Annotated in this window: 21 protein-coding genes; 13 read left to right on the top strand and 8 right to left on the bottom strand. The window is 59.4% G+C overall.

Going from position 1 to position 24,682, the window contains the following annotated elements; translation table 11 throughout:
- Nucleotides 1-18: 18 nt before the first annotated feature.
- Nucleotides 19-999: a TRAP transporter substrate-binding protein gene (locus Q1A32_RS03305; protein ID WP_299649504.1), complete on the bottom strand. Its 981-nt coding sequence runs from the start codon at nt 997-999 to the stop codon at nt 19-21.
- A gap of 75 nt (nt 1,000-1,074) precedes the next feature.
- Nucleotides 1,075-2,232: an alanine--glyoxylate aminotransferase family protein gene (locus tag Q1A32_RS03300; protein ID WP_299649502.1), complete on the bottom strand. Its 1,158-nt coding sequence runs from the start codon at nt 2,230-2,232 to the stop codon at nt 1,075-1,077.
- A gap of 142 nt (nt 2,233-2,374) precedes the next feature.
- Between Q1A32_RS03300 and Q1A32_RS03295 the strand changes: the two genes are divergently transcribed.
- The 3 genes from Q1A32_RS03295 to Q1A32_RS03285 all read left to right on the top strand — a co-directional run bounded on the left by Q1A32_RS03295 (nt 2,375) and on the right by Q1A32_RS03285 (nt 6,792).
- Entirely contained in the window at nt 2,375-5,272 is a 2,898-nt protein-coding gene (locus Q1A32_RS03295) for an FAD-binding and (Fe-S)-binding domain-containing protein (RefSeq protein ID WP_299649499.1), read from the top strand.
- A 9-nt stretch (nt 5,273-5,281) separates the two neighbouring features.
- Nucleotides 5,282-5,968: a GntR family transcriptional regulator gene (locus Q1A32_RS03290; protein WP_299649496.1), complete on the top strand. Its 687-nt coding sequence runs from the start codon at nt 5,282-5,284 to the stop codon at nt 5,966-5,968.
- 140 nt (nt 5,969-6,108) lie between these two features.
- Nucleotides 6,109-6,792: a fumarylacetoacetate hydrolase family protein gene (locus Q1A32_RS03285; RefSeq protein WP_299615004.1), complete on the top strand. Its 684-nt coding sequence runs from the start codon at nt 6,109-6,111 to the stop codon at nt 6,790-6,792.
- 58 nt (nt 6,793-6,850) lie between these two features.
- Here the strand turns inward: Q1A32_RS03285 and Q1A32_RS03280 are convergent, their stop codons facing one another.
- Nucleotides 6,851-7,543 carry a FadR/GntR family transcriptional regulator gene (locus Q1A32_RS03280; protein WP_299649493.1) on the bottom strand — a complete coding sequence of 231 codons (693 nt, stop codon included), beginning with the start codon at nt 7,541-7,543 and terminating at the stop codon, nt 6,851-6,853.
- Nucleotides 7,544-7,714: 171 nt separating this feature from the next.
- Here Q1A32_RS03280 and Q1A32_RS03275 point away from each other — a divergent pair, with 171 nt between their 5' ends.
- The 8 genes from Q1A32_RS03275 to Q1A32_RS03240 all read left to right on the top strand — a co-directional run bounded on the left by Q1A32_RS03275 (nt 7,715) and on the right by Q1A32_RS03240 (nt 16,010).
- Complete coding sequence (locus Q1A32_RS03275; protein WP_299649490.1) at nt 7,715-8,629, top strand: fumarylacetoacetate hydrolase family protein; 915 nt, start codon at nt 7,715-7,717, stop codon at nt 8,627-8,629.
- Nucleotides 8,630-8,691: 62 nt separating this feature from the next.
- Nucleotides 8,692-9,717, top strand: a complete 1,026-nt coding sequence (locus Q1A32_RS03270) for an ABC transporter substrate-binding protein (RefSeq protein ID WP_299649487.1) — start codon at nt 8,692-8,694, stop codon at nt 9,715-9,717.
- Complete coding sequence (locus tag Q1A32_RS03265; protein WP_299649484.1) at nt 9,714-10,523, top strand: ABC transporter ATP-binding protein; 810 nt, start codon at nt 9,714-9,716, stop codon at nt 10,521-10,523. Before Q1A32_RS03270 ends, Q1A32_RS03265 begins: the two co-directional genes overlap by 4 nt.
- Nucleotides 10,520-11,383, top strand: a complete 864-nt coding sequence (locus tag Q1A32_RS03260) for an ABC transporter permease (protein ID WP_299649481.1) — start codon at nt 10,520-10,522, stop codon at nt 11,381-11,383. Before Q1A32_RS03265 ends, Q1A32_RS03260 begins: the two co-directional genes overlap by 4 nt.
- Nucleotides 11,376-12,431 carry an Ldh family oxidoreductase gene (locus Q1A32_RS03255; protein ID WP_299649478.1) on the top strand — a complete coding sequence of 352 codons (1,056 nt, stop codon included), beginning with the start codon at nt 11,376-11,378 and terminating at the stop codon, nt 12,429-12,431. Before Q1A32_RS03260 ends, Q1A32_RS03255 begins: the two co-directional genes overlap by 8 nt.
- An 87-nt stretch (nt 12,432-12,518) precedes the next feature.
- Nucleotides 12,519-13,457 carry an NAD(P)/FAD-dependent oxidoreductase gene (locus Q1A32_RS03250; protein ID WP_299649475.1) on the top strand — a complete coding sequence of 313 codons (939 nt, stop codon included), beginning with the start codon at nt 12,519-12,521 and terminating at the stop codon, nt 13,455-13,457.
- A gap of 40 nt (nt 13,458-13,497) precedes the next feature.
- A complete protein-coding gene (locus tag Q1A32_RS03245; protein WP_299649472.1) occupies nt 13,498-15,024 on the top strand; it encodes an acyl--CoA ligase in 1,527 nt (508 codons plus the stop codon).
- A 5-nt stretch (nt 15,025-15,029) separates the two neighbouring features.
- Complete coding sequence (locus tag Q1A32_RS03240; RefSeq protein WP_299649469.1) at nt 15,030-16,010, top strand: 2-dehydropantoate 2-reductase; 981 nt, start codon at nt 15,030-15,032, stop codon at nt 16,008-16,010.
- A gap of 1,475 nt (nt 16,011-17,485) precedes the next feature.
- Here the strand turns inward: Q1A32_RS03240 and Q1A32_RS03235 are convergent.
- Nucleotides 17,486-17,860 carry a hypothetical protein gene (locus Q1A32_RS03235; protein ID WP_299649467.1) on the bottom strand — a complete coding sequence of 125 codons (375 nt, stop codon included), beginning with the start codon at nt 17,858-17,860 and terminating at the stop codon, nt 17,486-17,488.
- A gap of 667 nt (nt 17,861-18,527) precedes the next feature.
- Here Q1A32_RS03235 and Q1A32_RS03230 point away from each other — a divergent pair.
- A complete protein-coding gene (locus tag Q1A32_RS03230; protein ID WP_299649464.1) occupies nt 18,528-19,124 on the top strand; it encodes a hypothetical protein in 597 nt (198 codons plus the stop codon).
- A 299-nt stretch (nt 19,125-19,423) separates the two neighbouring features.
- Nucleotides 19,424-19,714, top strand: coding sequence for a hypothetical protein (locus Q1A32_RS03225; RefSeq protein WP_299649461.1), 291 nt, complete (start codon nt 19,424-19,426; stop codon nt 19,712-19,714).
- Between the two features lie 179 nt (nt 19,715-19,893).
- On the opposite strand, the gene Q1A32_RS03220 is transcribed toward Q1A32_RS03225, so the two are convergent.
- The 4 genes from Q1A32_RS03220 to Q1A32_RS03205 all read right to left on the bottom strand — a co-directional run bounded on the left by Q1A32_RS03220 (nt 19,894) and on the right by Q1A32_RS03205 (nt 24,669).
- Complete coding sequence (locus Q1A32_RS03220) at nt 19,894-21,327, bottom strand: amidase (protein WP_299649458.1); 1,434 nt, start codon at nt 21,325-21,327, stop codon at nt 19,894-19,896.
- Nucleotides 21,317-22,624, bottom strand: coding sequence for an aminotransferase class III-fold pyridoxal phosphate-dependent enzyme (locus tag Q1A32_RS03215; RefSeq protein WP_299649455.1), 1,308 nt, complete (start codon nt 22,622-22,624; stop codon nt 21,317-21,319). Before Q1A32_RS03215 ends, Q1A32_RS03220 begins: the two co-directional genes overlap by 11 nt.
- 212 nt (nt 22,625-22,836) lie before the next feature.
- On the bottom strand, nt 22,837-23,124 hold the full coding sequence (locus Q1A32_RS03210) for a hypothetical protein (protein WP_299649452.1): 288 nt from the start codon (nt 23,122-23,124) through the stop codon (nt 22,837-22,839).
- Nucleotides 23,125-23,640: 516 nt separating this feature from the next.
- Nucleotides 23,641-24,669: an L-idonate 5-dehydrogenase gene (locus tag Q1A32_RS03205; RefSeq protein ID WP_299649449.1), complete on the bottom strand. Its 1,029-nt coding sequence runs from the start codon at nt 24,667-24,669 to the stop codon at nt 23,641-23,643.
- Nucleotides 24,670-24,682: the final 13 nt, after the last annotated feature.

Genomic DNA, 24,682 nt, shown 5'->3' with positions numbered 1-24,682 from the left:
GCAAAGCAAAGCCGTTTCTCAGCCCGAATTGCCAAGAGCCAGAACTTTGTCGATCATGCCCTGACCGCCATCGACCTCATCGGCAAACTGCTTGTAGATCGGTGCAGAGGCTTCGATGAACGCCGCCTTGTCCGCGGTGTTCACAGCAACGCCCGCATCTTCGATTACCTTCAACAGGCTGGCTTCCAACTCAGCCGCCTTTTCATAGGTGAAATCCTGTGTCTGGTTCGCGCAATCCGTCAGACCGGCCTGCACTTCGGCATCCAGATTGTCGTACTTCTTTTTCGACATCAGAATGTAGGCAGGTGTGTAGACATGGCCTGTGACCGACAGATACTTCTGCACTTCCTGAAACTTGGCTGACGCGATCTGAGCATAAGGGTTTTCCTGCCCGTCGATCACACCGGTTTGCAGGGCGGTGAACACGTCCGAAAACGCCATCGGTGTCGGGTTGGCCCCGTATTCCTGGAACATCTTCAAACGCCACACCCCGTTCGGTGTGCGCAGCTTGATCCCTTCAAGGTCGGCCGGCACGTTGATGGGGCGGGTGTTGTTGGTGATGTTGCGAAAGCCATTTTCGGCCAGACCGACGATGTGATAGCCGTTTGCATTGGCCGCGTCCTGAAAGACATCCATCATCTCGCCCTGCACGCGGCGCATATGGTCGCGATCCGCGATGATGTAGGGCATCTCAAAAATGCCAAACGCATCATCCACCGATGACATGACCGAAGAGGGCAGGGAGAAATCGACCTGACCCAGCTTGAGCTTTTGCAGCAATTCCTTGTCCTTGCCCAGCTGCGATGACCCAAAGGTCTGCACCTCGACCTTGTCGCCCATCGCGCCGTTCACGCAGGCGGCAAAGTTATCGACCGTCGCCTCGAACAGTGAGCCGGGCGCACCGACATGGCCGAATTTCATGGTGACGTCCGCCGCAAAGGCACCCGTCGCCATGCCAATCGCTGTGGTGACTGCAAGTATTCTTGAGATTACTTTCATGATCTTCTCCTCCCAGAGATTTTCGATTTTCGCTTTTTCTTATTGGTATTGGCCCTTTCTGTGCGGGCGGTTTTGTTAACTGAGGTGGTTCATCGCCTCCTGCACACCGCCTTTCGTGTGCGGTACGCTGGCCTGGCTCAGCCCCATTTCGACCCCTGCAAGTGTTGCGATCAGCATGAGGTCATTGAAGTCCCCAAGGTGGCCGATGCGGAACACCTTGTCGGCGACCTTGGACAGCCCGTTGCCTAAGGAGATGTCGTAGTGCTTGAGCGTTGTGGCGCGGAACGCATCCGCGCTGTGACCATCGGGTAGCTTTACGGCTGTAAGCACGCCGCTTTCCTGGCCTTGCGTGGCGCAGAGCACCTCAAGTCCCCATTTGCGCACCGCTGCCCGGGCCGCGGCGCCGTGGCGCGCGTGGCGGGCAAAGACATTGTCGAGCCCTTCCTCGTGCAACATATCAATGGCTTCGTTCAGCCCATAGAGCAGGTTGGTGCCGGGGGTGTACGGGAAATAGCCTGTCTTGTTTGGCCCGACCATGTCGGCCCAATCCCAGTACGACCGCTGCAGCTTGGCTGTTTTGTTGGCGGCCATCGCCTTGGCGCTTGCCGCATTGAACGACAGCCCCGGCGGCAGCATCAGACCTTTTTGTGAGCCTGAGACGGTGACATCAACACCCCACTCATCATGCCGATAGTCCAGTGACGCCAGACCAGAGATTGTGTCGACCATGAACAGGGCAGGATGCCCGGCCCGGTCAATCGCCTTTCGCACTTCGGCGATGGGGGACACGGACCCGGTCGAGGTTTCGTTGTGGACAACACAGACCGCCTTGATCTCATGCGCCTTGTCTTCGGCAAGATACGCCTCGATCTGCTCAGGATCGGCACCGCTGCGCCAATCCCCTTCGATGAATTCGGCCTTTAGCCCCAGCTTTTCGGCCAGTTTCTTCCACATGGCGGCAAAATGGCCCGTCTCGAACATGAGGACCCGATCGCCGGGTGACAGGGTGTTGACCAACGCCGCCTCCCAAGCGCCTGTGCCGGACGCGGGGTAGATGAACACATGTTCGTCGGTTCTGAAGATCGACTTCATGCCGTCAAGCGCACGTAGGCCGACCTTGGCGAAATCCGGGCCGCGGTGGTCGATGGTTTGCTGGCCGATTGCGCTTAGAATCCGGTCCGGCACGGCGCTTGGTCCAGGAATTTGCAGAAAATGGCGGCCAGCTTTTCTCATGACGGCAGGTCTCACAAGCAAGTGTTTGCGTGGGCTTGGCAGAGCAGCCTTACCCACGAATTCTGATTTTTGTTGTCGCAACGTAATTTTGAATTCATAATTAAGTCAAACGAAAAGACGGCCGAATGATACAGGACAGATCATGCAGAACCTCTCCGATGCCCTGAAAAATCGTGTCGAGGGTGACGTGATGTTCGACAGCTTTTCGCGTGGGCGCTATGCGACGGATGCGTCGCTGTATCAGATGATGCCGGTGGGCGTGTTATCTCCGAAATCCGAAGACGACATTGCCGCCGCCATCGACGTGGCAAGGGCGCAAGGCGCACCCCTGCTGGCACGCGGCGGTGGAACATCGCAATGTGGTCAGACCGTGAACGCGGCACTGGTTCTCGATAACACGCAGTATTTCAATGACATTCTGGAGCTGGATGTTGAGGGCATGCGCTGTGTGGTGCGGCCGGGCATTGTTCTGGACGACTTGAACCGCGCCTTGGAGCCTCATGGCCTGTGGTTTCCCGTCGATGTCTCGACCGCCTCGCGCGCGACGATTGGAGGGATGGCGGGCAACAATTCCTGCGGGGGTAAATCGCTGCGCTATGGCATGATGCGCGACAATGTCCTGTCGATCGAAGGGTTTCTGGCCGATGGCAGCAAGCACCGCTTTGGTCCCATCGGCAATGACCGCCCCGCTGATCTTGCCGCGCTGCAAGACGATCTGTTGAAACTGGGCGCGCGCGAAGCCGCTGAGATCGACGCGCGATTCCCCAATGTGATGCGCCGGGTGGGGGGCTATAACATCGACGCGCTGGTGCCCAAGGACACCGCCAACAACCTTGCCCATCTGCTGGTGGGGTCCGAAGGAACGCTGGCCTACTCCACCGCGATTGAACTGAAGCTGTGGCCGATCCTGACGGAAAAGGTTCTGGGTGTTTGCCACTTTCCCACCTTCCATCAGGCCATGGATGCGGCACAGCATCTTGTCAAACTGAACCCGCAAGGGGTCGAACTGGTGGACGCCACAATGATCGCGCTGGCCCGCGACATACCCATGTTCCGGGATACCATCGAGGAATTCGTGACTGGCAAACCGGATGCCTTGCTGCTGGTCGAATTCGCAGAGGAAGACAGCAGTACGCATCCCCAAAAGCTCAAAGAGCTTGAAGAAGTCATGGGCGATCTTGGATTTGCCTGGGACAAAACCGGCAAGAACTGGGGCGGTGTTACGGCTGTGCCTGACCCCAGGATGCAGGCGCGGATCGCGGATCTGCGCAGCTCGGGCTTGAACATCATGATGTCGATGAAGGCCGATGGTAAACCTGTCTCCTTCGTCGAAGATTGCGCCGTCGAACTGCCTGATCTGGCCGACTACACCGCAGGTCTGACCAGGATTTTCGACAAACACGGCACCCGCGGCACATGGTACGCCCATGCCTCGGTCGGGTGCCTGCATGTGCGTCCGGTGCTGAACCTCAAACTGGATCAGGACGTCAGGAAAATGCGCGCGATTGCCGAAGAGTGCTTTGATCTCGTCGCGCGCTACAAGGGCTCGCACTCGGGCGAGCATGGCGATGGCCTTGTCCGGTCAGAATTTCACGAGAAGATGTTTGGCGCGCGGATGGTGGCAAATTTCGCTGAGGTGAAGCAGCGGTTTGATCCCGGTGGCCTGTTCAATCCCGGAAAGATCGTGGATGCGCCCAAAATGGATGACCGGTCTCTGTTTCGCTACGGCCCCGACTACAGAGTGCCGGAGTTTCAGACCGGTCTGGATTGGTCGGAATGGACGGGCAGCGGCGGCGGATTTCAGGGCGCTGTCGAGATGTGCAACAACAACGGGGCCTGCCGTAAGCTGAAGGGCGGTGTGATGTGTCCCTCGTTCCGTGTCACACGCAAGGAACAGGACCTGACACGGGGTCGCGCCAACACGCTTCGTCTCGCAATCTCGGGGCAGTTGGGACCTGACGCGCTGACCTCTGATCAGATGGCCGACACGATGAAACTGTGTGTGTCCTGTAAGGGTTGCAAACGCGAATGCCCCACCGGTGTCGATATGGCCCGAATGAAGATTGAGGTCCAAGCCGCGCGTATCGCAAAGAACGGGCTTAGTCTGCATGACCGTCTGGTCGCCTATCTGCCGCGCTATGCCCGCTGGGCGGCGCGGGTGCCGTTTCTGGTGAACCTGCGCAACGGCATGCCGGGCCTTGCGAAACTGACCGAAAAGCTGACCGGCTTCACCGCCACCCGCGATCTGCCAAAATGGCATGGACAGCCGTTCAAGGATGATGAAGTCATAGCCTCCGGACCACCCAAGGCGGTTCTGTTTGCCGACACCTTCAACCGCTATTTTGAACCCGAAAACCTGCGCGCGGCCGCTAAGGTGTTGAACGCCGCGGACGTCCCGGTGCACGTGGCGGCAGCCCCCAAGGGTGAACGCCCCCTGTGCTGTGGGCGCACTTTTCTGTCCGCTGGTCTGATTGAGGAAGCAAAGCAAGAGGCGCAACGGCTGGTCGATGCGCTGCTGCCTTTCGCGCAACAAGGCGTCCCGATCATCGGCCTTGAACCCAGTTGCCTGCTCACGTTACGCGATGAAATCCCGGCCTTGTTGCCCGGAAAGGACACCGAGCTATTGGCCCAACACGCCCGGATGCTCGAGGAATTCATCGCGGATCAGGACGACAATCCGGATTTCGACCTGCCGCTATCCTCGCCGGCACCCAAGGTGCTGTTGCATGGCCATTGCCACCAAAAGGCGATGGGGGTGATGTCCTCCATCGAAAAGACCCTCGCGCGCCTTCCCGACACAGAGGTCGAGGTGATCGAGACAAGCTGTTGCGGCATGGCGGGCGCCTTTGGCTATGGCGTCGAAACCCACGAGGTGTCGCGGAAAATGGCGGAGCTTGATCTATTGCCCGCCGTGCGCGACGCCGACCAAAACACATTAATTGTTGCGGATGGCACATCTTGTCGTCATCAAGTGGCCGATCTGACAGACCGAAAACCCATACATATCGCACGTCTGCTGGAACGTGCGTTGACGCAATGAGGTGACGCGATGACACTGCACACATCACAGACAATCATGCGCAAATCCCTGCATCATGAGCTGGTGGATCGCCTGCAAACCCTGATCATCAATTCCGAATTGAAACCGGGCACCAAGGTGCCGGAAAAGCAATTGTGCGACCAGTTCGGCGTGTCTCGCACTCCGTTACGCGAGGCGCTCAAGGTACTCGCTTCTGACGGGTTGGTCAGGTTGGAGCCGAACCGCGGCGCGTGGGTGACGCAAGTCACCCAAGAGGAAGTCGAGGAAGTGTTTCCCGTGCTGGGCGCGCTCGAGGCATTGTCCGGTGAATTGGCCTGCAAGCACATCACTGACGCTGAAATCGAAGAGGTGCGTGCGCTGCACGCCCAGATGATCGAAAGCTATGAACGCCGGGACTTGGACGCCTATTTCAGCATCAACCAGAAAATCCACCGGGCCATCCTGATGGCGGCGCGCAACGGAACACTGACCACATCGTCTCAGGCGCTGTCGCTGCGTATGCAACGCGCCCGTTATCTGGCCAACATCTCGGAGAGCCGTTGGTACGACGCCGTGCAGGAGCATGAGAAAATCCTGCAATACCTTGTCGCGCGCGACGGTCCCAACCTTGCGGCCACTTTGCTGAACCACATGGACGCAAAGCGGGCTTCGGTCGTGAAATGGTTGCAATCGCAAGACACCGCTGGCGTCGCGTAGCGATCAAATCAGCTGATCATGCACTACCGTCCTTGATTGCATTTTGGCCAGCATGGCCGGACCAATCCGCCCATTGGTCAGATTGATCTCTCAGATTTCAACCCGTATGCCAAGCGGGACCCGAAATATGGAGCTGCTCAATGTCTGATTACGTCATCCCCACGCCACCCGTAACGTCGATCCCCGTCGCATCGGGCGGCGCATTCCCGGTGCGTCGGGTGTACTGCATTGGCCGCAACTATGCAGCGCACGCCATCGAGATGGGCCATGACCCGGACCGCGAGCCGCCCTTCTTTTTTCAAAAGAACCCCAACAACCTCGATACCACGGGGGAGTTTCCATACCCGCCTCACACATCTGATGTTCATCACGAAGCTGAATTGACCGTTGCACTGAAATCCGGTGGCAAGAACATTCCGGTCGAGAGCGCGATGGATCACGTCTATGGCTATGCATTGTCGCTCGATATGACCCGCCGGGATCTTCAGGGCGAAATGAAAAAGGCAGGGCGGCCTTGGGAGATTGGCAAAGCGTTCGAGCGCTCGGCACCCATCGGTCCGATCCACACCGTCGCTGAGGTTGGTCACCTTGATGAGGGCGCGATTACGCTGAAAGTAAACGGGGAGCTGCGCCAGGAAGGCGACCTGAACCAGTTGATCTGGAAAACGCCCGAGATGATTTCTTACCTGTCCGAATATTTCGAACTGGCAGCGGGCGATGTGATCATGACCGGTACACCGTCGGGCGTTGGTCCGGTGGTCAAAGGCGACGTCATGGAAGTGGCGATACCCGCGCTTGGTACGCTGACCGTCACCGTGACCTAATCGCTCTGGCAGATCAAAAGCCGTCAGTGATGCTCCCGTCTTGCGGGGGTGTCGCGCATCAGTTGGTGCGCTGCACTGCAGTCTCGTCGAGCGATGGCAGAATGCGGCCGTAAACAGAACGCAGATGCTGCTTCATATAATGCGCTGCCAAATCGCCGTTAGTGTCGTCGATCGCTTTCACGATCAAGTCGTGCTCCAGAAAGCTCGAGTAGTTTTTCACCGGTTTCGCAGTCGTGCGTGGCTGCGCCCATACCATGGATCGCCGCACCACATTGAGCGTCTCGAAGTAGTACAGGAACAGCTGGTTCTTTGCACCGCGGGCGACCGCGAAGTGGAACTTGTTGTCCCACGCCTCATAGCTGCGCCAGTCAGGGGCGTCTCGGCAACGCTCCGCGCAGGTTCGAAGCTCTTCCCGATCCGTGGGCGTACTGTTGGTTGCTGCGAGACGTGCCAACTCCGGTTCGATGGCCAGCCGAACGGACGCGACCTGCGGTGGCGTCACCTGATCGCGGAGATACAAGACGTCATCGAGGTTCAAAACGGGGCGTTCTCCGACAAACGTGCCACGCCCCACGTGACGCCATATCAGCCCCCGCGCTTCCAGCCGCGCCAGCGCCGACCGCAATTGGTTGCGCGTGACGCCAAGCGTCGCGCACATCGCCCGTTCCGGCGGCAGTCGGTCGTTATGAGTGTAGCCGTCAGACGCAATCATCTGCCTGATACGCTGCACAAGAAGCTCGGTTTTTGGCATTGAGACCCACCCAATCAACGAATTGGTCAGTTGATTTCATGGTGCAGAGCGCTCTTTGTCAATGCAGGAGAGCTGCAATAAGTCGGCCTTTTGCCTTCAGCATTTGGTCGCAGAGTCGCAAAAATCAGCCAGTCAAGCAGCTGAACGCGACGCCGCTCGGAGGGAGAAAAAATGAGATTGGCGACACTTTCAGTTGGAGGCAAACCCTCTGCAGTGGTGGAACTTGGCAACGGAAGCTGGCTCGTTGTCGCGCAGGCAGCGGGGGCATCGAACAGTGACGCTCTTAAAGCCGGCAGCTTACAGGCCATCATCGAAGCGGGCGACGACGCTGCCCCTGCGCTGCGTGAATTGGTGTCGCAAGCCGAGGCAGGCCAACACGCCGGTGCGGTCGTTACTGATCCTCAGTTGATGGCGCCCATTCCTCAACCACGCAAGAACGTCTTTTGCGTCGGACGAAACTACGCCGAACACATCGCTGAAGGTGATCGGGCGCAAAACCAGAAGGTTGGTGTGACGGAACACCCCGTCTTTTTCACCAAGCCACCCACATCAATTGTTGCCCCCGGTGGTGATATCTTGCTGTTTCCCGACGTTTCGACATCCATCGACTACGAAGTGGAACTTGCGGTTATCATCGGCCAACCGGGGCGCAACATCACAAGGCGAGACGCCTATGATCACATCTTCGGCTATACGATTCTGAATGACGTTACCGCGCGCGATGTGCAGCGGCGTCATGGAGGGCAGTATTTCAAGGGCAAGGGGCTGGACGGCTCTTGCCCCGTTGGCCCTTGGATCGTGACCGCCGACGAAATCAGTGACCCGCACAAGCTGTCGATTGGTCTGACCGTAAATGGCGAGCAACGCCAGGACGGTACGACGGCAGATATGATCTTTGATATCCCAACGCTCATTGCCTCCCTGTCGGAGGGTCTGACGCTGGAACCCGGTGACATCATCGCAACCGGCACGCCATCTGGCGTGGGATACGCGATGGATCCGCCCCGCTTTCTGGCAGCAGGCGACACGGTCGTCTGCACAGTCTCGGAAATCGGGGAGCTGAGCAACTCTGTCCGCGTCGCCTGATCAAGGCGGCACGCAACAATCAGAGACCTCGGCACGCATTCAACCAAGGGAGGAGACCCAAAATGACAACCAGAAGAACTTTTACAAAGCTTCTTGCCGCAATCCCCGTGGCTGGCCTTTTGAGCACCGGCGCTTTGGCGCAAGATATGCGAGACATCACGTTTGTGCAGCCCAGCCCATCGGCGATCAACTCGTTCCCCGTCTTCGTGGCCATTGGCGAAGGTTTCTTTGCGGATGAAGGCCTCAACGTTACGGTCGAAGCCATCAACGGCTCGGGTGCCGTCATTCAGGCGCTGTCCGCCGGGCAAGCGCAGTTTGGCCGCCCCGGTCCGGGTCCAATCCTTGCCGCCCGGTCGCGCGGTGTTGAGGTGGTCCACATCTATAACGTGGCCGCACGCAGCAACTTCGGGATCGCGGTACAGGAAGGCTCCGACATTCAGGACATCGAAGGCCTGCGCGGCAAAGTCATCGGAACAGGCACCGCAGACGGCGCGGAAGTGGGCTTTGCCCGCAACGTGATGTCGGGCGCGGGATTGACCGCCGGAACCGACTACGAGTTCCTGACGGTGGGCGACGGTGGTCCGGCGACTGCTGCATTTCTCAATAACGAGATTGATGCCTATTCAGCCTCCACAGCGGACACCGCGATCCTGAATCAGCGCGGTATGGCCGTGCGGGACATTACGCCTGCCGAGTTTGGCCGCTTCTTTGGCAACGGCATCGCAACAATGGCCGACACCATCGCCAATGACCGTGAACTGGTCGAAGCGTGGAGCCGTGCCTTTGCCAAGGGCCATGCCTTCGCGCTGGATGACGCCAACCGCGAGGCAGTGTTGAAGCATCTGGCCGACGGCAACCCGCAGGAAGGCGAGGACAAGGAGTTCCAGTCGGCCCTGTTTGATGCGGTTCGGTCCAAGACCATTTCGACCAGCCCGGAAAACGGTTTGGGTTGGTACCCAGCCGAGGTTTGGGCCGAATGGCAGGACGCGCTTGTGACCGGTGGCGAGATTGCTGCCCCGCTCGATGATCTGAGCGCGGCGTGGACAAACGAGTTCGCAGCCATTGGAAACGCGGCCGCCAGCGAATGAACACCGAATTGGTAGAAAACGAAGTTGGCGCACCCTTGGGTGCGCCAGTTTATGAGCTGAGCCGCGTCAGCAAAACTTATGCGCGCAATCTTGTCGTGGCGCTCGAAGGGGTGAACCTGACATTGCGCAAAGGCAGCTTTACCTCCGTGATCGGGTCCAGCGGCTGTGGGAAATCCACATTGCTCAAGATCATGGCGGGCCTCATTCCCCCGTCACAGGGCCGCGTCGTCCTGCAAGGCAAACCAGTGACCGGGCCACGCCGCGACATCGGAATGATGTTTCAGCAAGCGACGCTGTTTCCCTGGAAGACAGCCGTTGAGAACATCGTGCTGCCGATCGAAATCCGTGACGGAAAAGCAGCCGCCAAAGCGGCGATGGAAAAGGCTTATGAGCTTCTGGATATTGTAGGGCTCAAGGGGTTCGAAAACGTCTACCCCAACGAGCTTTCAGGCGGCATGGCGCAACGGGCTTCGATCTGCCGGATGCTGATCACCGAACCCGCCGTGCTGCTGCTGGATGAGCCGTTCAGCGCACTGGACGAGTTGTCCCGCGACATGATGAACATGGAATTGCAGCGGATTTGCACTGAGCAGGACGCCACCGCCTTTCTCGTGACCCACTCGATCCAGGAAGCGGTGATCTTGTCGGACGAAATCGTGGTGATGAAGCCGCGCCCGGGCCGCGTCGCCGAGGTCGTGAAAGTTGATCTGCCCCGCCCCCGCACGCTTGAGATGATGACGACGCCGGAATTCGGTGAGATCGTCGAATACATTCGCGGACAACTGGACAAGGGAGAAGACATGTGACCGATGTTTCGAACGCTCCATCACCTGCGGACAACGCCGAAGACACCGTCTGGGTGCAAGAGGTCGCGTTCATCGACTCGGTGCCCCGCTGGATCGCCATGACATTTGTCTTTCTGGTGTTCATCGGCACCTGGCAATTCGTGACCAGCTTCGGCCTCGTGTCTCCGATCATTCTGCCGACGCCCGCCGAAACGCTCAAGGACATGATTTTTGTCGGCCAGAACCTTTTGACCGGCGGCTACATGCTGACCGCACTGTGGATCACCATACTGGAGGTGATCTATGGCTTTGCTCTCGCCATCGCAATTGGCTTTACGCTTGGTGTACTGGTGGGCGAAACAGCCTTTGGCGAAAAGGCGGTGATGCCTTATCTCGTGGCGATTGACACGATGCCAAAGGTGGCCTTCGCGCCCCTGTTTGTGGCATGGCTGGGCTTTGGGATTGAATCGAAAGTGGCCCTTGCCGCCTTTATCGCGACTTTTCCGATTGTGGTTGGCACCGCCGCCGGGCTGCATGCCGCTGACGAGAACGCCCGTATGCTGTTCAAGACGATGGGGGCCAGCCGTATGCAGACCCTGATCAAGATGAAACTGCCCACTGGCCTGCCGCAGATCTTCACTGGCCTGAAAATTGGCGCCGTCGGGGTGATGGCTGGGGCGATTACCGGGGAGTTTCTTGGTGGGGGCAAAGGGTTTGGTGAGTTGATCCGTGTCGCGGCCTCGCAGTTGAACACACCAAGGGTGTTCTCGTTGATCCTGTATCTCAGCCTTGTCGGCCTTGCGCTTTACCTTCTGGTACAGTTCGCGCAGCGCAAGATCGTGTTCTGGCATAAGGAGCGCGTGGGCTCTTACGATGGCTGAGGACGCGCCAATCAAACCCGAGGCGCTGCGCAGTTTTGTGGCGCAGGCGCTTGGGTCGCAAGGTGTGCCAGATGACGACGCTGCATCAGTTGCCGCCCTGATGGTCGAGGCGGATGTCTACGGCTACGCGACCCACGGTGTCTTTCGCTTGCGCCAATATCTGGCCCGTCTGGCGGGTGGAGGCTGCAACCCGAAGGCAAATGTCTCCGTGGCACATGAAACAGCCGCGACCGCCGTGATCGACGGAAACGACGGTCTGGGCCATTTGGCCATGGCTGCAGCGCGCGACCTTGCCATGGAAAAAGCGCGCGCCGCCGGGATCGGTTGGGTCGGGGTGCGGCGTGGTAATCATGCGGGTCCTCTGGCGCTTTATGTGCGTCCTCAGGCAGAGGCAGGTTTGCTGGGCATGGCCGCGGCGGTGGGCAGCGCCAACCACGTGCCACCCTATGGCGGGTCAGACCTGCTTCTGGGCACGAACCCCATCGCCTTTTCCGCACCAAGCGATGGCGCGGATCCCTTCGTATTCGACATGGCAACGACCGTAGCGGCCATGGGCAAGATCAAAACGCTTCTGCAGCAAGGCCAGCCTATGCCCGAAGGATGGATGGTGGGGCGCGATGGCAAACCCCTGACCGACCCGGCGCGCAAATCCGAAGGCTTCCTGCTGCCCATCGGCGGCCCCAAGGGCTTTGGACTGTCCGTCGCAATTGGACTCATGGCCGGGGTCTTGAATGACGCCGCCTTCGGCTCGGATGTTGTGGACTTCACCAACGACACAACCTCCTCGACCAACACCGGACAGTTCGTGATGGCGCTCGATCCGGCGGCCTTTGGCATTACAGATTTCGGAGAGCGGGCTGAGCGCGTGTTTGACGAAATGCGCGCCTCGCAACCTTTGCCCGGCCACGACACCGTGCGCCTGCCCGGAGACGGCAAGACTGCGGCGGCCAAAGGACGCATGGAGCAAGGTCTCATCCTCAAGCCCGCCTTGCGCCGGGATCTGGAAGCTCTGACCGCCGAATACGGCCTCGACGCATCTTTCACCTGATCCGGCACGATTTGGCACTACATGACCCTCTTCGAGCAAGACGACCCGTCCATCTTGCCAAACCAGCGATCACCGGAGCGTTGAGCCGTGCAAAAAACTGACCAAATTGCCGTTATCGGCGCTGGGCTTGCGGGGCTGACGGTCGCAAGGGCTTTGGTGGACAGAGGACATTCGGTTGTCATCTTCGACAAGGGACGCGGCCTTGGCGGGCGCATGGCATCACGCCGCAAAGATGGCTGGCGCTTTGATCACGGGGCGGTTGCCCTGCGCCCAACAGAGGATGCGTTTGCGGCCTTCGTCAATCAGAGCGAAGCCCAAGGATATGCCGCGCATTGGAAAGACGCGGGCGGCTGGACGGGTCTGCCGGGGATGAGCGGTCTCGTAAAACCCGTTGCCAACGGGCTGACGATCCACACCCAAGCTGAGGTGACCGGGCTTGATCGTGGTCCGGATGGCTGGACCCTACGTGGCCCCGCTGAGGCCGTGGGCATATACTTCGACCACCTTATCCTCGCGATACCGCAGCCACAGGCACACAGGTTGCTGTCGCCGTGGCCCTATCTTCAGACACAGATCGAACCCGCTGAAATGGCCCCCTGCTGGACACTGATGGTTGGGTTTGAGACGTCCCTGCACACAGATGCCACCTATGCCAGTCACAAAGAAGGCCCCATTTCCGTCATCGCCCGCGAGACCGCAAAACCGGGCCGAGATCTGCCCGGCGACGGCTGGGTCATCCAGGCCAGCGCCGAATGGAGCCGCGAACATCTGGAACGCGACCGCGCAGAGGTGGAGACCCATTTGCTGGAGGCGTTTTTCACAGCACTCGATTGCGCACCCGTTACGCCTGAAATCAGCATGGTGCACCGTTGGCGCTATGCCCAGACGTCCAAACCATTGGGGCAGGCATATCTGCATGACGTGTCGCTGGGGCTTTCGGTCTGCGGGGATTGGTGTCTGGGCAATACGGCCCAAGACGCGTTCAACAGTGGCAGACTGCTCGCAAAGGCATTGATATCGGAATAAGGCTTGGTCAAAGCCGCCAAATGACTGAGGGAGGATCTTCATGGAAACCACACTGAAAGCGCTCATTGCGGATCAGGCAGGCGCCCGGCCCGCCATTGGCGCGACGGGCCGCGATTGGCTCAGCTATGACGCGTTGCGCGGATTGACGAACGAGGTTGCCGCAAGCCTGAACGCCATGGGCATCGATGCCAATGACCGTGTGGCGATTGTCCTGCCCAATGGCCCCGAGATGGCCACGGCCTTTGTCACCGTGGCCCAAGCGGCCACAACCGCACCGCTCAACCCGGCCTACCGCGAGGATGAATACGCGTTCTACCTGGATGATCTGAAAGCCAAGGCGCTGCTGGTCGCCGATGACTATGACGGCCCGGCCTTTGCGGCCGCCACCAAGTTGGGCATGTCCGTGATCCGCCTGTCGGTGCCCGAAGGTGCTGCTGCCGGGTACTTCACCCTGTCCTCCGACATGAGCGGGGACGCATCGCGCGCGCCAAACGCGGATAACATCGCTCTGATCCTGCACACGTCCGGCACCACGTCGCGCCCCAAGATCGTCCCGCTGTTGCAATCCAACGTGGCCGCCTCGGCCCAGCATATCCGGGACAGCCTCGCCCTAACCTCGGAAGACCGTTGCATGAACGTCATGCCACTGTTCCACATCCACGGGCTTTTGGCTGCAGTGTGTGCCTCGCTCGCAGCGGGGGGCTCGATCTTTTGCACGCCCGGCTTCAACGCGCTCAACTTTTTCACGATGATGGATGAGGCTGCACCCACCTGGTACACTGCCGTGCCCACGATGCATCAGGCGATCCTGAGCCGCGCGGACCGCAATGCGGACACCATTGCCAAACATCCGTTGCGATTCCTGCGCTCGTCGTCCGCGTCGTTGCCTGCACAGGTCATGGTGCAGTTGCAGGACACCTTCGACGCTCCGGTGATTGAAGGCTACGGCATGACCGAGGCCGCGCACCAGATGGCCTCCAACCCCCTGCCGCCGCGCGCGCAAAAGCCCGGTGCCGTGGGTGTTGAAGCGGGCCCGAAGGTCCGCATCGCCGACGAGACCGAAAACCAATTGATCCATGGCACCGGAGAGGTCGTGATCTCCGGCCCCAACGTGACGCCGGGGTACGAGAGCAACCCGGACGCCAATGCAAAGAACTTTTTCGAGGCCGACGGCGCGCGCTGGTTCCGCACCGGCGATCAGGGTGCGTTCGACGACGACGGCTATCTGCACCTCACCGGACGCCTGAAGGAAATCATCAACCGCGGCGGCGAAAAGATCAGCCCGCTGGAGGTTGACGGTGTGCTGCTTGATCATCCGGATGTGGCGCAGGTGGTCACCTTTGCCCTGCCGCATCCCAAACTGGGCGAGGAGGTCGCGGCGGCCGTGGTGCTCAAGGAGAGTTCCGCAGCGACCGAGAAGGACATCCGCGCCTTCGCGGCCGAGCGCATGGCTGACTTCAAAGTGCCGCGCAAGGTCATCATCATGGATGAGATCCCCAAGGGCGCGACGGGCAAGATGCAACGTATTGGTCTGGCTGAAAAGCTTGGCCTCGTGGAAAAGGCGTAAGTGCGATGAAGATCTGTGTGTTCGGCGCGGGCGCAATCGGCGGCTATATGGGCGTGAAACTGGCCCAGGCGGGGGCGGATGTGAGCCTTGTGGCACGCGGCCCGCATCTTGCAGCAATGCAGGACAAGGGTCTCACGATGATCGAGGAAGACGGCGCACCCCAAACAGTGCAAGTGACGGCGAGCGACAATCCGGCGGAGTTGGGCGTACAGGACTACGTGATTGTCACGCTCAAGGCCCATTCCGTGCCGCCAGTGGTGGACAAGATGCAGCCGTTGATCGGGCCAGATACCACTATCGTTTCAGGCGTAAACGGCGTGCCGTGGTGGTATTTCCACAAGATCGGCGGCGATCTGGAAGGCACCCGGCTTGAAACAGTGGACCCAGGCAACGCGCAGTGGGATGGTTTTGGGCCGGACCGTGTGCTTGGCTGCGTCGTCTACCCGGCGGCCGAGGTGTCCGAACCGGGCACGATCAAGCATATCGAGGGCAACCGGTTCTCATTGGGCGAACCGGATGGCTCAAAGTCCGACCGAGCGGTGGCACTGTCCAAGGCATTGATGGCGGCAGGTCTCAAGGCGCCTGTGCGCCCTCGGCTGCGCGATGAGATCTGGGTGAAGCTTTGGGGCAACCTGTCATTCAACCCGATCTCCGCGCTCACCCATGCCACGCTCGACGTGCTGTGCACCGATGATGGCACCCGCGCCGTGGCGCGCAACATGATGCTTGAGGCGCAGACCATCGCAGAAAAGCTGGGTGTGAAATTCCCCATCGACGTGGACCGCCGGATTGATGGTGGTGCCGCGGTCGGTGCGCACCGCACCTCGATGTTGCAGGACCTCGACCAAGGCCGCCCGATGGAGATCGACGCACTTGTGGGCTCGGTGCAGGAACTGGGCCGCGTGACCGACACGCCGACCCCCACAATCAACACCGTTCTTGCGTTGATCAAACTGAGAGGACGCAGTGCGGGCTTGTATGTATAGGTGACGTTGGGCGGAAAGAGTAAGTTGGCTGTAGGTGAGACCTTCTTGTCGATTTGGAAGATGTCAGACATCCAATGAAAGCAACCAGAACGCTCGGAATTCATCAATCTAACCCGATTTCTCAACCGCACTTTTTTCTTAGGACAGACTGACCAGCGGCGTTCAATCCACGGTGCCAAGCGCGGGTTTACCAGAACTCGCGAGACAGTTCCAAACCATCTTCGCTCAAGTCAGTTTCGCCGTGCCTAAGTAGCCGTGCTCGTCTGTGATTGCCAATTTGGACTGATTGTTGCGCTTGTTCCGTGCTTCATACGCCAAAGTCACAGACTTAGCGCCATTGTCCGTTTTAGAGAGCTCTACTGACAAAGTTTTCGATCCCGACAGTGTACTATTCTCGGTTGGGAGAAATTCGATATCTGTCCTGAACCAGGATTGTCTTATCCGCACATCAAATCTGACAGACATTACAAACCTACCTCGACCCCGCCCATACAAAGCGCAGTGCGAGAGTGTTGGACTTCACAACATACGCAGCTTTCACGATTTCCATCGTTCGCTGATTTATGCCCTTAACGCCGCTGTAGCAACGGCCAACCCGGTGTGCGGCCATGGTGTGGTCCGGTTTGGTTGCCGGTGCCTCGTCGGCCTCTGGATCATCGGCACGATGCTTCTCGGGGCGGGTGGACGATATCCCAATGCACTGTGCGGTTCCAGTCAGGCTTCCGGCATCTTGCGGACGAATGCTTTGGAATGGCCAATCAGCCTGCAATATCCCCTTAGATCATGACGCTGGCCCAACTGGCTGCAATCCACACTCCTCCGGTTAAGTGATATCAGCATGACGTCGCAGCATGGCCGCGATACTGCGCGCAGCAACGCGTCGAGGCCTGTCACCAGCGGGGATATCTTTTGGCGAAGGGGCCCCCGAAAGAGTCTCTGATCGCAGGGCGAGAATGCCGGCGGGCGTCAGCCCCGTGTTCCGTTCGTGAACATGATCGGGGCCCAGCTCCATAAATGCCACCATCCAGCAGCGCCTGCCACCCCACCGGGTCAGCCAATTCAGACCGAGGGCTCTCGTGCGCGAGACGCTCATCTCTCCGACAGCGTGACATCCGGCAAGCGTTACCCATCGCATCTCGTCCGATCCGGCCTCGCGCAGAGCAAACGCGGGAAACGTCGCAAACGGCGCGTTTACGCCAGTGACCTGAACATCCGGCCAAGGCGCTGACCACGTCTGCCCGTTTTGTTGCGTCCAGATCAAGCCGCGTGCGCAATCAAGGGCCAACGGAGCGGACGTCTGTCGCATCACGAGAAAAAGCCAGATGGGCGGGACAACAAATACAGCGATCCATACGATCCGCTCGAGATAGAAATAGGTCGATATTTTCTCTGCAAGCGTCGTGAACTGAGAGGCTTCGCCAAAGATGCGACGGAACTGGCACCATTCAGATCGAGCATAATTTACGAGCGATGCGTCAAGAGAAATCTTCTCGCACCACTCCGCCGGAAGTCATGAAGTGCTGATGGCACGTTCGCCCGCCGCGCGCGAAAAACTGCAAGACTTCGGAGGCCTCGATAATCAGAACCACTGCGTAGATGGGAAAGAAAAACCCACAACTGATTGCCCAACGGGCCGCGATACTGTCTCCGCCGGCTCGCAAGAGTGCGCGATTTTCATCGATCTGAAGAACATGCGGTCCCATATATGGAATGATTTCAGAGTCTTTGTCGACGGGACCAGGCACGCTGCTTTGCCACTCAGCAATACCAAAGAAACGCGCGGCCGGAGACGCCTTTATCTTGGGATCGCCCAGCAATTCCATGGCAACGACAAAAAACTCAGCTATCACGGATCAATGATTGCAATCGGTGCACGTCTCGTTTGTTTGATCCTTCGAAAGTATCGCGCATCCAATGCAGCCTTTCCCAATCGGCCTTGATGCTCTCAACCGCAGTCGCGCTTGCGATGGCGTCAGTCAGGATCTTACCTGTCGTGTCGAACCGCATCGACGAACTTCGCAAAAGTTGCGGGGCTCGGTCTGCGCAGGGGCGAAAACGACCGGGCGTGTTTAAAAGAGCGGATCTTGCGTACCCTTATGGCAACGTCTGCGCGCAGCCAAAGAGAGGATACCACGGTCCAGTGAAACTCACGTCGCGCCTTAGCCATTGGATCGCTATTTTGGCTCTGGCAGGCATTGGCTTGTTCGGTTTTCAGCACCGCCATGGCTCAAATGGAGCGCTTGCCAAGGAAGATTATAAATCAAGTAGATTTGAGTTTCAGGATGTCTGCCTCGGGCGCCACCAAGTGACCCTGCCGGTCGGTTGGGACATGACCCTACATGTTTTTTCGCCGGAAACCTTGGCATATCGCGCCTAGAGACGGAACAAGAGGGCGCAGAGGACCTCTGGCGCGCGCGTGTTGCGGCGTTGAGGAGCGGCACAACCAACGACAATGGCCAGAAGATCACTTTACGATGGTTCGAGCCACAAGGGGACGCGATTATTCTGGGCCATAGCGTGCCACTAAAGGAGGGCTGGCCCGAATTCCCTGTCACCGTGGAGGGATGGATTGAAAGAGAAGGTGCCGTTTTGCACGTGGAAGGCGTGCCGCCAGAAGAAAACGCGACACCGCTTTTCGCCGCCGCGCTGCTTGGACGATTGCGCCCTGAGCCCTGGCAGCGCGAAAACCCCGGCGCCTGTTTCAATGGCGGGTATCTGACTGGTCCCGCCAATCTTGAAGAGGCGACCTACATCGTTCTCAAACAGAACGTCGCTTCGGTTGACGCGGAGGTTACTCTGACCGTCGACCTCTCCGTTATGCTCAACCGCAGTGGGGTGTTTGATCCTGCGCGTTTTGGCGACCTCACGCGCAGACTTGATATCGCTGGCGTGCCGGGAGGAGAGCGGGTCGCGATCTGGAAAGGTGAAGTTTCCCGAACTAGTGGGTTCGAGTTTCTGGTAACTGCCGGGGGCCAAGTCGATGATCACGGTATCCAAGCTCGGGCGACGATGAACCGTCAGCATCAATTCCCGGATACGCCGCCGCTGACCGCTCGGGAGGCCTTGGTGATCTGGCACAGTGTTCTTCGGTTCATTGCACGGGTGGGTTTTTGATGTCGGAGGTGCTCCCGATCAAAATCCGTATCGCGACGTTGATGTCCGCGATCTAGTTGGCGCTTGCCCCGGCCTCTGTATCAGGGAACACCGACAGTCTTCTGGCACTGGAACAAACGAATGGAGCCATAACCTTCTGGAAGCAGACGACAGCGCGGGATGAACCAAGCGCGGTGTTCCGAAACGTCGCGCGTGGAGCGCCGGACCGCTGTTACACATATGATCCGCAGCCGCGGCGTCTGACGACTGACGCGGATGATATCACTTGTTTGTCCTATTTGCTCGCTGCACCGCCTTTCGTGACCAGCGAACCAGAACCCTATGACATAATCGGTGTCCCAGCCTTTCAGGTGGGCCCACTGTCCGAGTATTCGACAGGCCTCATGGCTGCGGACGTCCAAGGGATCGCCCATTGTGGCGAACGCGACCGGTGCGACCAGATTTTCGTGCGTGGAGTGTTGGAAGCCGACCTTATAGCCCAGTTCGTTGACGCCGCTCAGAAAGGTCGGCGCATGAGAGTTGTAGGTCCCGCAGTATGGCATCTGGAGTCGATCGACATGGTGATCGAGAATGTGACAGCAGCGGACTAGAAGCGGTCTTTGTGGCATTCATCGATCTGCTCGGTCGAACGCTGAACCAAGCTGAGCTTACTACCTAATATCAATTTGTACTTTCGCCTGCGGCGGAAATTCGTAAAGCGCGGCGGCAAATGGCTTCCATTGAGAACCCGAACAGGCGCGCAAAACGCGACGCTCGTGCGGCCGCCCTCTCAGATCGAGATAGCGGAAAACCTTTGCAACGACCCTTGTGTGACCATCAACTCGGCCTCATAGGCCAGCGCCGCATCAAACACCTGCTGGTCGTGATAGGGTCGGGCCACGAGCTGAATGCCCGTCGGGCAGTTGTTTCCGGCGACCCCGGACGGCATGGACAGAACCGGGTGACTGCTTAGCATGTTGAACGGCACTGTTAGCGCCCAGCCCAGCACCGGATCGACCACGCGCCCATTGATCTCCAACACATCGCGGCTGTGATCAAACTCTGCCGGAACAGCGGGCACTGCTGTGGTCGGGCACACGAACAGATCGTAGTCAGACATCACAGCGGCAAATGACTGTCCTATACGCCCAGCCACGCCCAAGGCTCCGTAAAAGTCCGTCGCCGTGCTGGCCGTTCCAATGTCGATCCACGTTTGAGTGTACGGGCACATCAAATCTGCCTTGCCCCGGGATTCCGCCGCCATCCAGCTTGAAAAAATGTGCCCAAGATGCGTCTTGGCCGCATCCATCACGGACCAGTCCCAAGGCAGCGATACTTCCTCGACCGTCGCCCCACACGCCCGGAACACTTCAAGCGCGCGCAACGTGTTTTGCGCCACCTCAGGGTCGATTTCAAAGAACCCAAGATTCATCGAATACGCGACGCGCAGGCCCTTCAGTGACTTGATCTCGGACGTCACATGCAGCTTTGGGCGCAGGGTTGTCACATCGGCGGGGTGCGGGCCACACATCGCGTTTTGCATCAGAATGATGTCTGCGACCGACCGGGCCAGTGGGCCGGTATGGCAAAAGTAATCCAGGTTGAAGGGCGGCGTGACCGGGTTGCGGCCCTTGGGCGGCTTGTACCCGACCACACCGCAACAGGATGCGGGCGCGCGGATGGATCCGCCTATGTCAGACCCCATGGCAAGGGTTGCCGCCCCCGCCGCAAGGCTTGCAGCCGCCCCACCAGACGATCCCCCCGGTGTCAGCGCCGTGTTCCAGGGATTGCGCGTCACGCCCCCAGCCCGGGAATGGGTAGTAAGGGCGCCACTGAATTCCGGCGTCCGCGTGCTGCCCAGCAGTGTCGCGCCCGCCTGCACCATTGTGTCATTCTCTGCCGTTGTGCTGGTGCGCGGGGCAGGGTCCGTCGTGAGCGAACCATAGGTCGTGGGCCACCCCTCCAGACTGCCCGCATCCTTCAGTGCAACACAAATCCCTTCCAACGTGCGCGGAGCAGCCCCTTGCTCCATATACCGGGCCTCGGCCTCGCGCGCCGCGTCCATGGCCCGCGCGCCATCAAGGAAGGCGTAGGCATTAATGGAACTTTGCGTCGCCTCTGCCCGCGCCAGAATGGCTTGCGTCATCTCAACCGGGGACAGGTCGCGGCGTTTGAAGCGGGTCAACGCCTCGACCGCGCCCATAAAGCACAAGTCATCCCCCATGCGGCGCGGCCCCGGTCACAGCCAGTACGCTGTCGGCCAACACATCCATGATCTGCGTCAACTCCGCATCCGTGCAAATATAAGGCGGCGCGATGGCCAGCACGTCACCGATCACGCGAAAGAAAACACCGCGCGCCTGCGTCTCGGCTGCCACTTGTTGGCAATGACCCGAACCTGCCGCGAACTCGACACAGGCCAACATCCCCAGACAGCGCACGTCGGCCACACCCGGAAACTGCCGGATGCCTTCCAGCCGTGTCTGCATCATACCGCCCAAATGCTTGACATGAGTGGGCAGGTTCATCTCTTCGTAAATATCCAGGCACTCCATCGCCACAGCCGCCCCCACAGGGTGCCCGCCATAGGTGACGCCATGCCCGAACACCTCATAGGTTTGGGCCAGCCCCGCAACGGTGTTGCGTACCTCATCTGTCATCGCCACGGCGGACAGCGGGAACAGGCCCCCCGTCAACTGCTTGGCCATCGTCATCATGTCGGGTTCGATCCCATAGGTCTCGCACCCAAACCACTCCCCCGTCCGGCCAAAGCCGGTGATGATCTCATCCGCGATCAGCAGGATATCGTGTCGGGCCAGTACATTCTGCACCTCGGCCCAATATCCCTCGGGGGGCATGATCACTCCGCCAGCCCCCATCGCAGGCTCTCCAATAAAGGCGCCGATTGTATCCGCCCCTTCCCGACGGACCAGCGCATCCAGTTCCGCCGCGCGACGTTTGGAAAATGAGACCTCGCTTTCGCCCGGTTCGGCATCCAGCAGGTAATGCGGTCGGCCCGTGCGCAACACCATATCGTCCGGCACGTCAAAGCCGTCATGTGTGGCGGCCATCGCCGTCAGCGCAGCACTCATCGTGCCAGACCCATGGTATGCCGCATCACGCGAAATGATCCGCTTTTTGTTGGTCTTGCCACGCGCATTCTGAAAATAGCGCACGATCTTGATGGCCGTATCCACAGCCTCCGATCCGGCGGTGCCGAACAATACATGGGCCAGCCCGCCGGGCAGCTTTTCCACCAATCGCGCGGCCAGTTCCTCGGACGGGCTATGGGTGCGTCCCAGAAAGCTGTGGTAGTACCCAAGGCTGTTCATCTGCGCCGCAGCCCGCGCCGCCAACCGGTCATTGGTCAAGCCCAGCGGGCAACACCACAGGGCCGATACAGCGTCGATAAATGTGTTTCCATCTACATCGGTCACCCGGATGCCATCTGCCTGCGCCATGCGATGCGGCGGATGTACCTCAGCGCCAATCAGGTCGGTAAATGGATAAAGCTGTGACATGAAACGATCCGCTTGTTCAGTAAGACGCCGATGCAATCAAAGGCGATTTGCCCCATTAGCCAGCGCGGCTGATATCCTGTCAAAAGGGTTTTTTGGTTGCGCACGATTGGCCTTTGAACGGGCGGGCGCCGATCAGTCCGCCAACACCTCCGTCGCACGCGGCATGCGGCCCAAACTGGGGCTGATCCGACGTGCCCAGTTCGGCCCCAGCGTCATGGCCTCGGCATAGGCGAATCCCCGGCCCGAAAGATGCGAACAAGACGGGTCTGCTCGGCGCGGCGGTCCGCTGCGGCCGCCAACCGCACCCGCAACGCGTCGCTTTCGGGACCGATGTTATGCTGCTCCATCTCTGTCCCGACGCGGTACTTGTCATACCAGAACACGCGCCCCTTCACGGTCACGCGGGTCGCAGTGCCGCGCAGATCAGACGCAGCATCATCCTGCAACAAACGCAGCAGATCGTGATAAGCGACAGAGCCGATTTGAGAATGGATGCACATCGCATAATCCAGTAAGAGAAAAATTTACTGTTCAATTGAACGCTAAAACCCGAATTCCGGCTCCGTAGCAAACACGAACCGGCACAATTGGTCGGTTTCGATTTACCGCTCCGCAAATCGGCTGGGTGTGCGCAGGGACAGCGTCTCATCTGCGATCAGCTAGAGCGAATGCGACAGCACCGTCACTTATCTGGGTCAGTTGGGCGAAGAGAAGACAGACACCTCCTCAAGGTGTGACGTCCGTTTGGCGAACGGTTCCAAAAAGACTTCTCCAACATTCGCATACTGACAACTCGGTTCGAAACGACTACGCCGCTTACCCGTGCCTCGCCCAATACGGGCGGCCGTCCGCGACACGGCTGAAACTCTGAACGAAAGCACCGGAGCCACGGTCGAACAACGCCGTCGCAATGCGGAAGACGCACGCCAATTTCGCGACGCGTAGAGCGCTCGTCGGTTTTCTTTCGACCGATCTATCACTCCCCGCGCAATAACAGGTCGGATCGTATCACATCATCAGAAGGCAATGTTGACCTTGATGGCCTGCGTCCGATCCCCCGCGCTTTCAAACGCCGTGACGGCATCGTCGACGTTCATAACGTGCGTGATCAGCGGCCGCACATCCAATCGGGCCGTCCGCATCATGTCCACCGCCGTGAAGAATTCCGCGTGAAAGCGGAACGAGCCTTTCAACTGCAACTCTTTCGCTGTCATCGCTTGCATCGGCAGTGTCATGTCGCCGCCCAATCCCAGCTGCACAATGGTAGAGCCTGGACGCATGGCCGGAACGGCTGAGGCCAGCGCAGAGGCCACACCGGAACATTCAAACAATGTGTCGAAGTGCCCCTTGTCGGCTTCAAACCTTTGCAAGCCATCCGGCGCTTGCGCGATGTTGACCGTGGTATCCGCACCAACCTCGCGCGCTTTGGCGAGCGTGAAATCGGAAATATCCGTGGCGGCAACCTCAACCGCGCCCGCAGCACGGGCAACAAGGACAGCCAGCAAACCGATGGGGCCGCATCCGGTCACAAGCACCCGTTTGCCCATCAAGTCGCCCGCTTGGCGTGCGGCGTGCAATACAACGGCGAGCGGCTCGGCCATCGCGGCCTCGCCCACGCTGAGATCACCGGCTGGGGCGCATTGCGCCACGTCCGCGACGATGTATTCGCGGAACGCACCCTGAATATGGGGGAAGGGCATCGCGGAGCCGTAAAACCGCATGTTCAGGCAATGGTTCTGTTTGCCTTCGGCGCAATAGCTGCAGGACATGCAGGGCCTGGACGGGGAGACAGACACCAGATCACCGATGGCCAAGTCTTCGACGCCGTCGCCCAACCCGCTCACATGGCCGGACACCTCGTGGCCAAGGATCATCGGTTCGCGCAACCGGATCGCGCCAAAGCCACCGTGGTTGTAGTAATGCAGGTCCGATCCGCAAATCCCGCCAGCAGCCATTTTGATCAGCACCTGACCGGGCCCCGGAGTGGGCGTGTCGCGCTCTTCGATCCGCAAATCCTTGGCCGCGTGGGCAACGATGACTTTCATGAGGGACCTTTCA

Source organism: uncultured Tateyamaria sp. (assembly GCF_947503415.1).
GTDB lineage: Bacteria > Pseudomonadota > Alphaproteobacteria > Rhodobacterales > Rhodobacteraceae > Tateyamaria.
The sequence above is the reverse complement of the archived record's forward strand: the minus strand, read 5'-3'. Positions and strand labels throughout refer to the sequence as shown.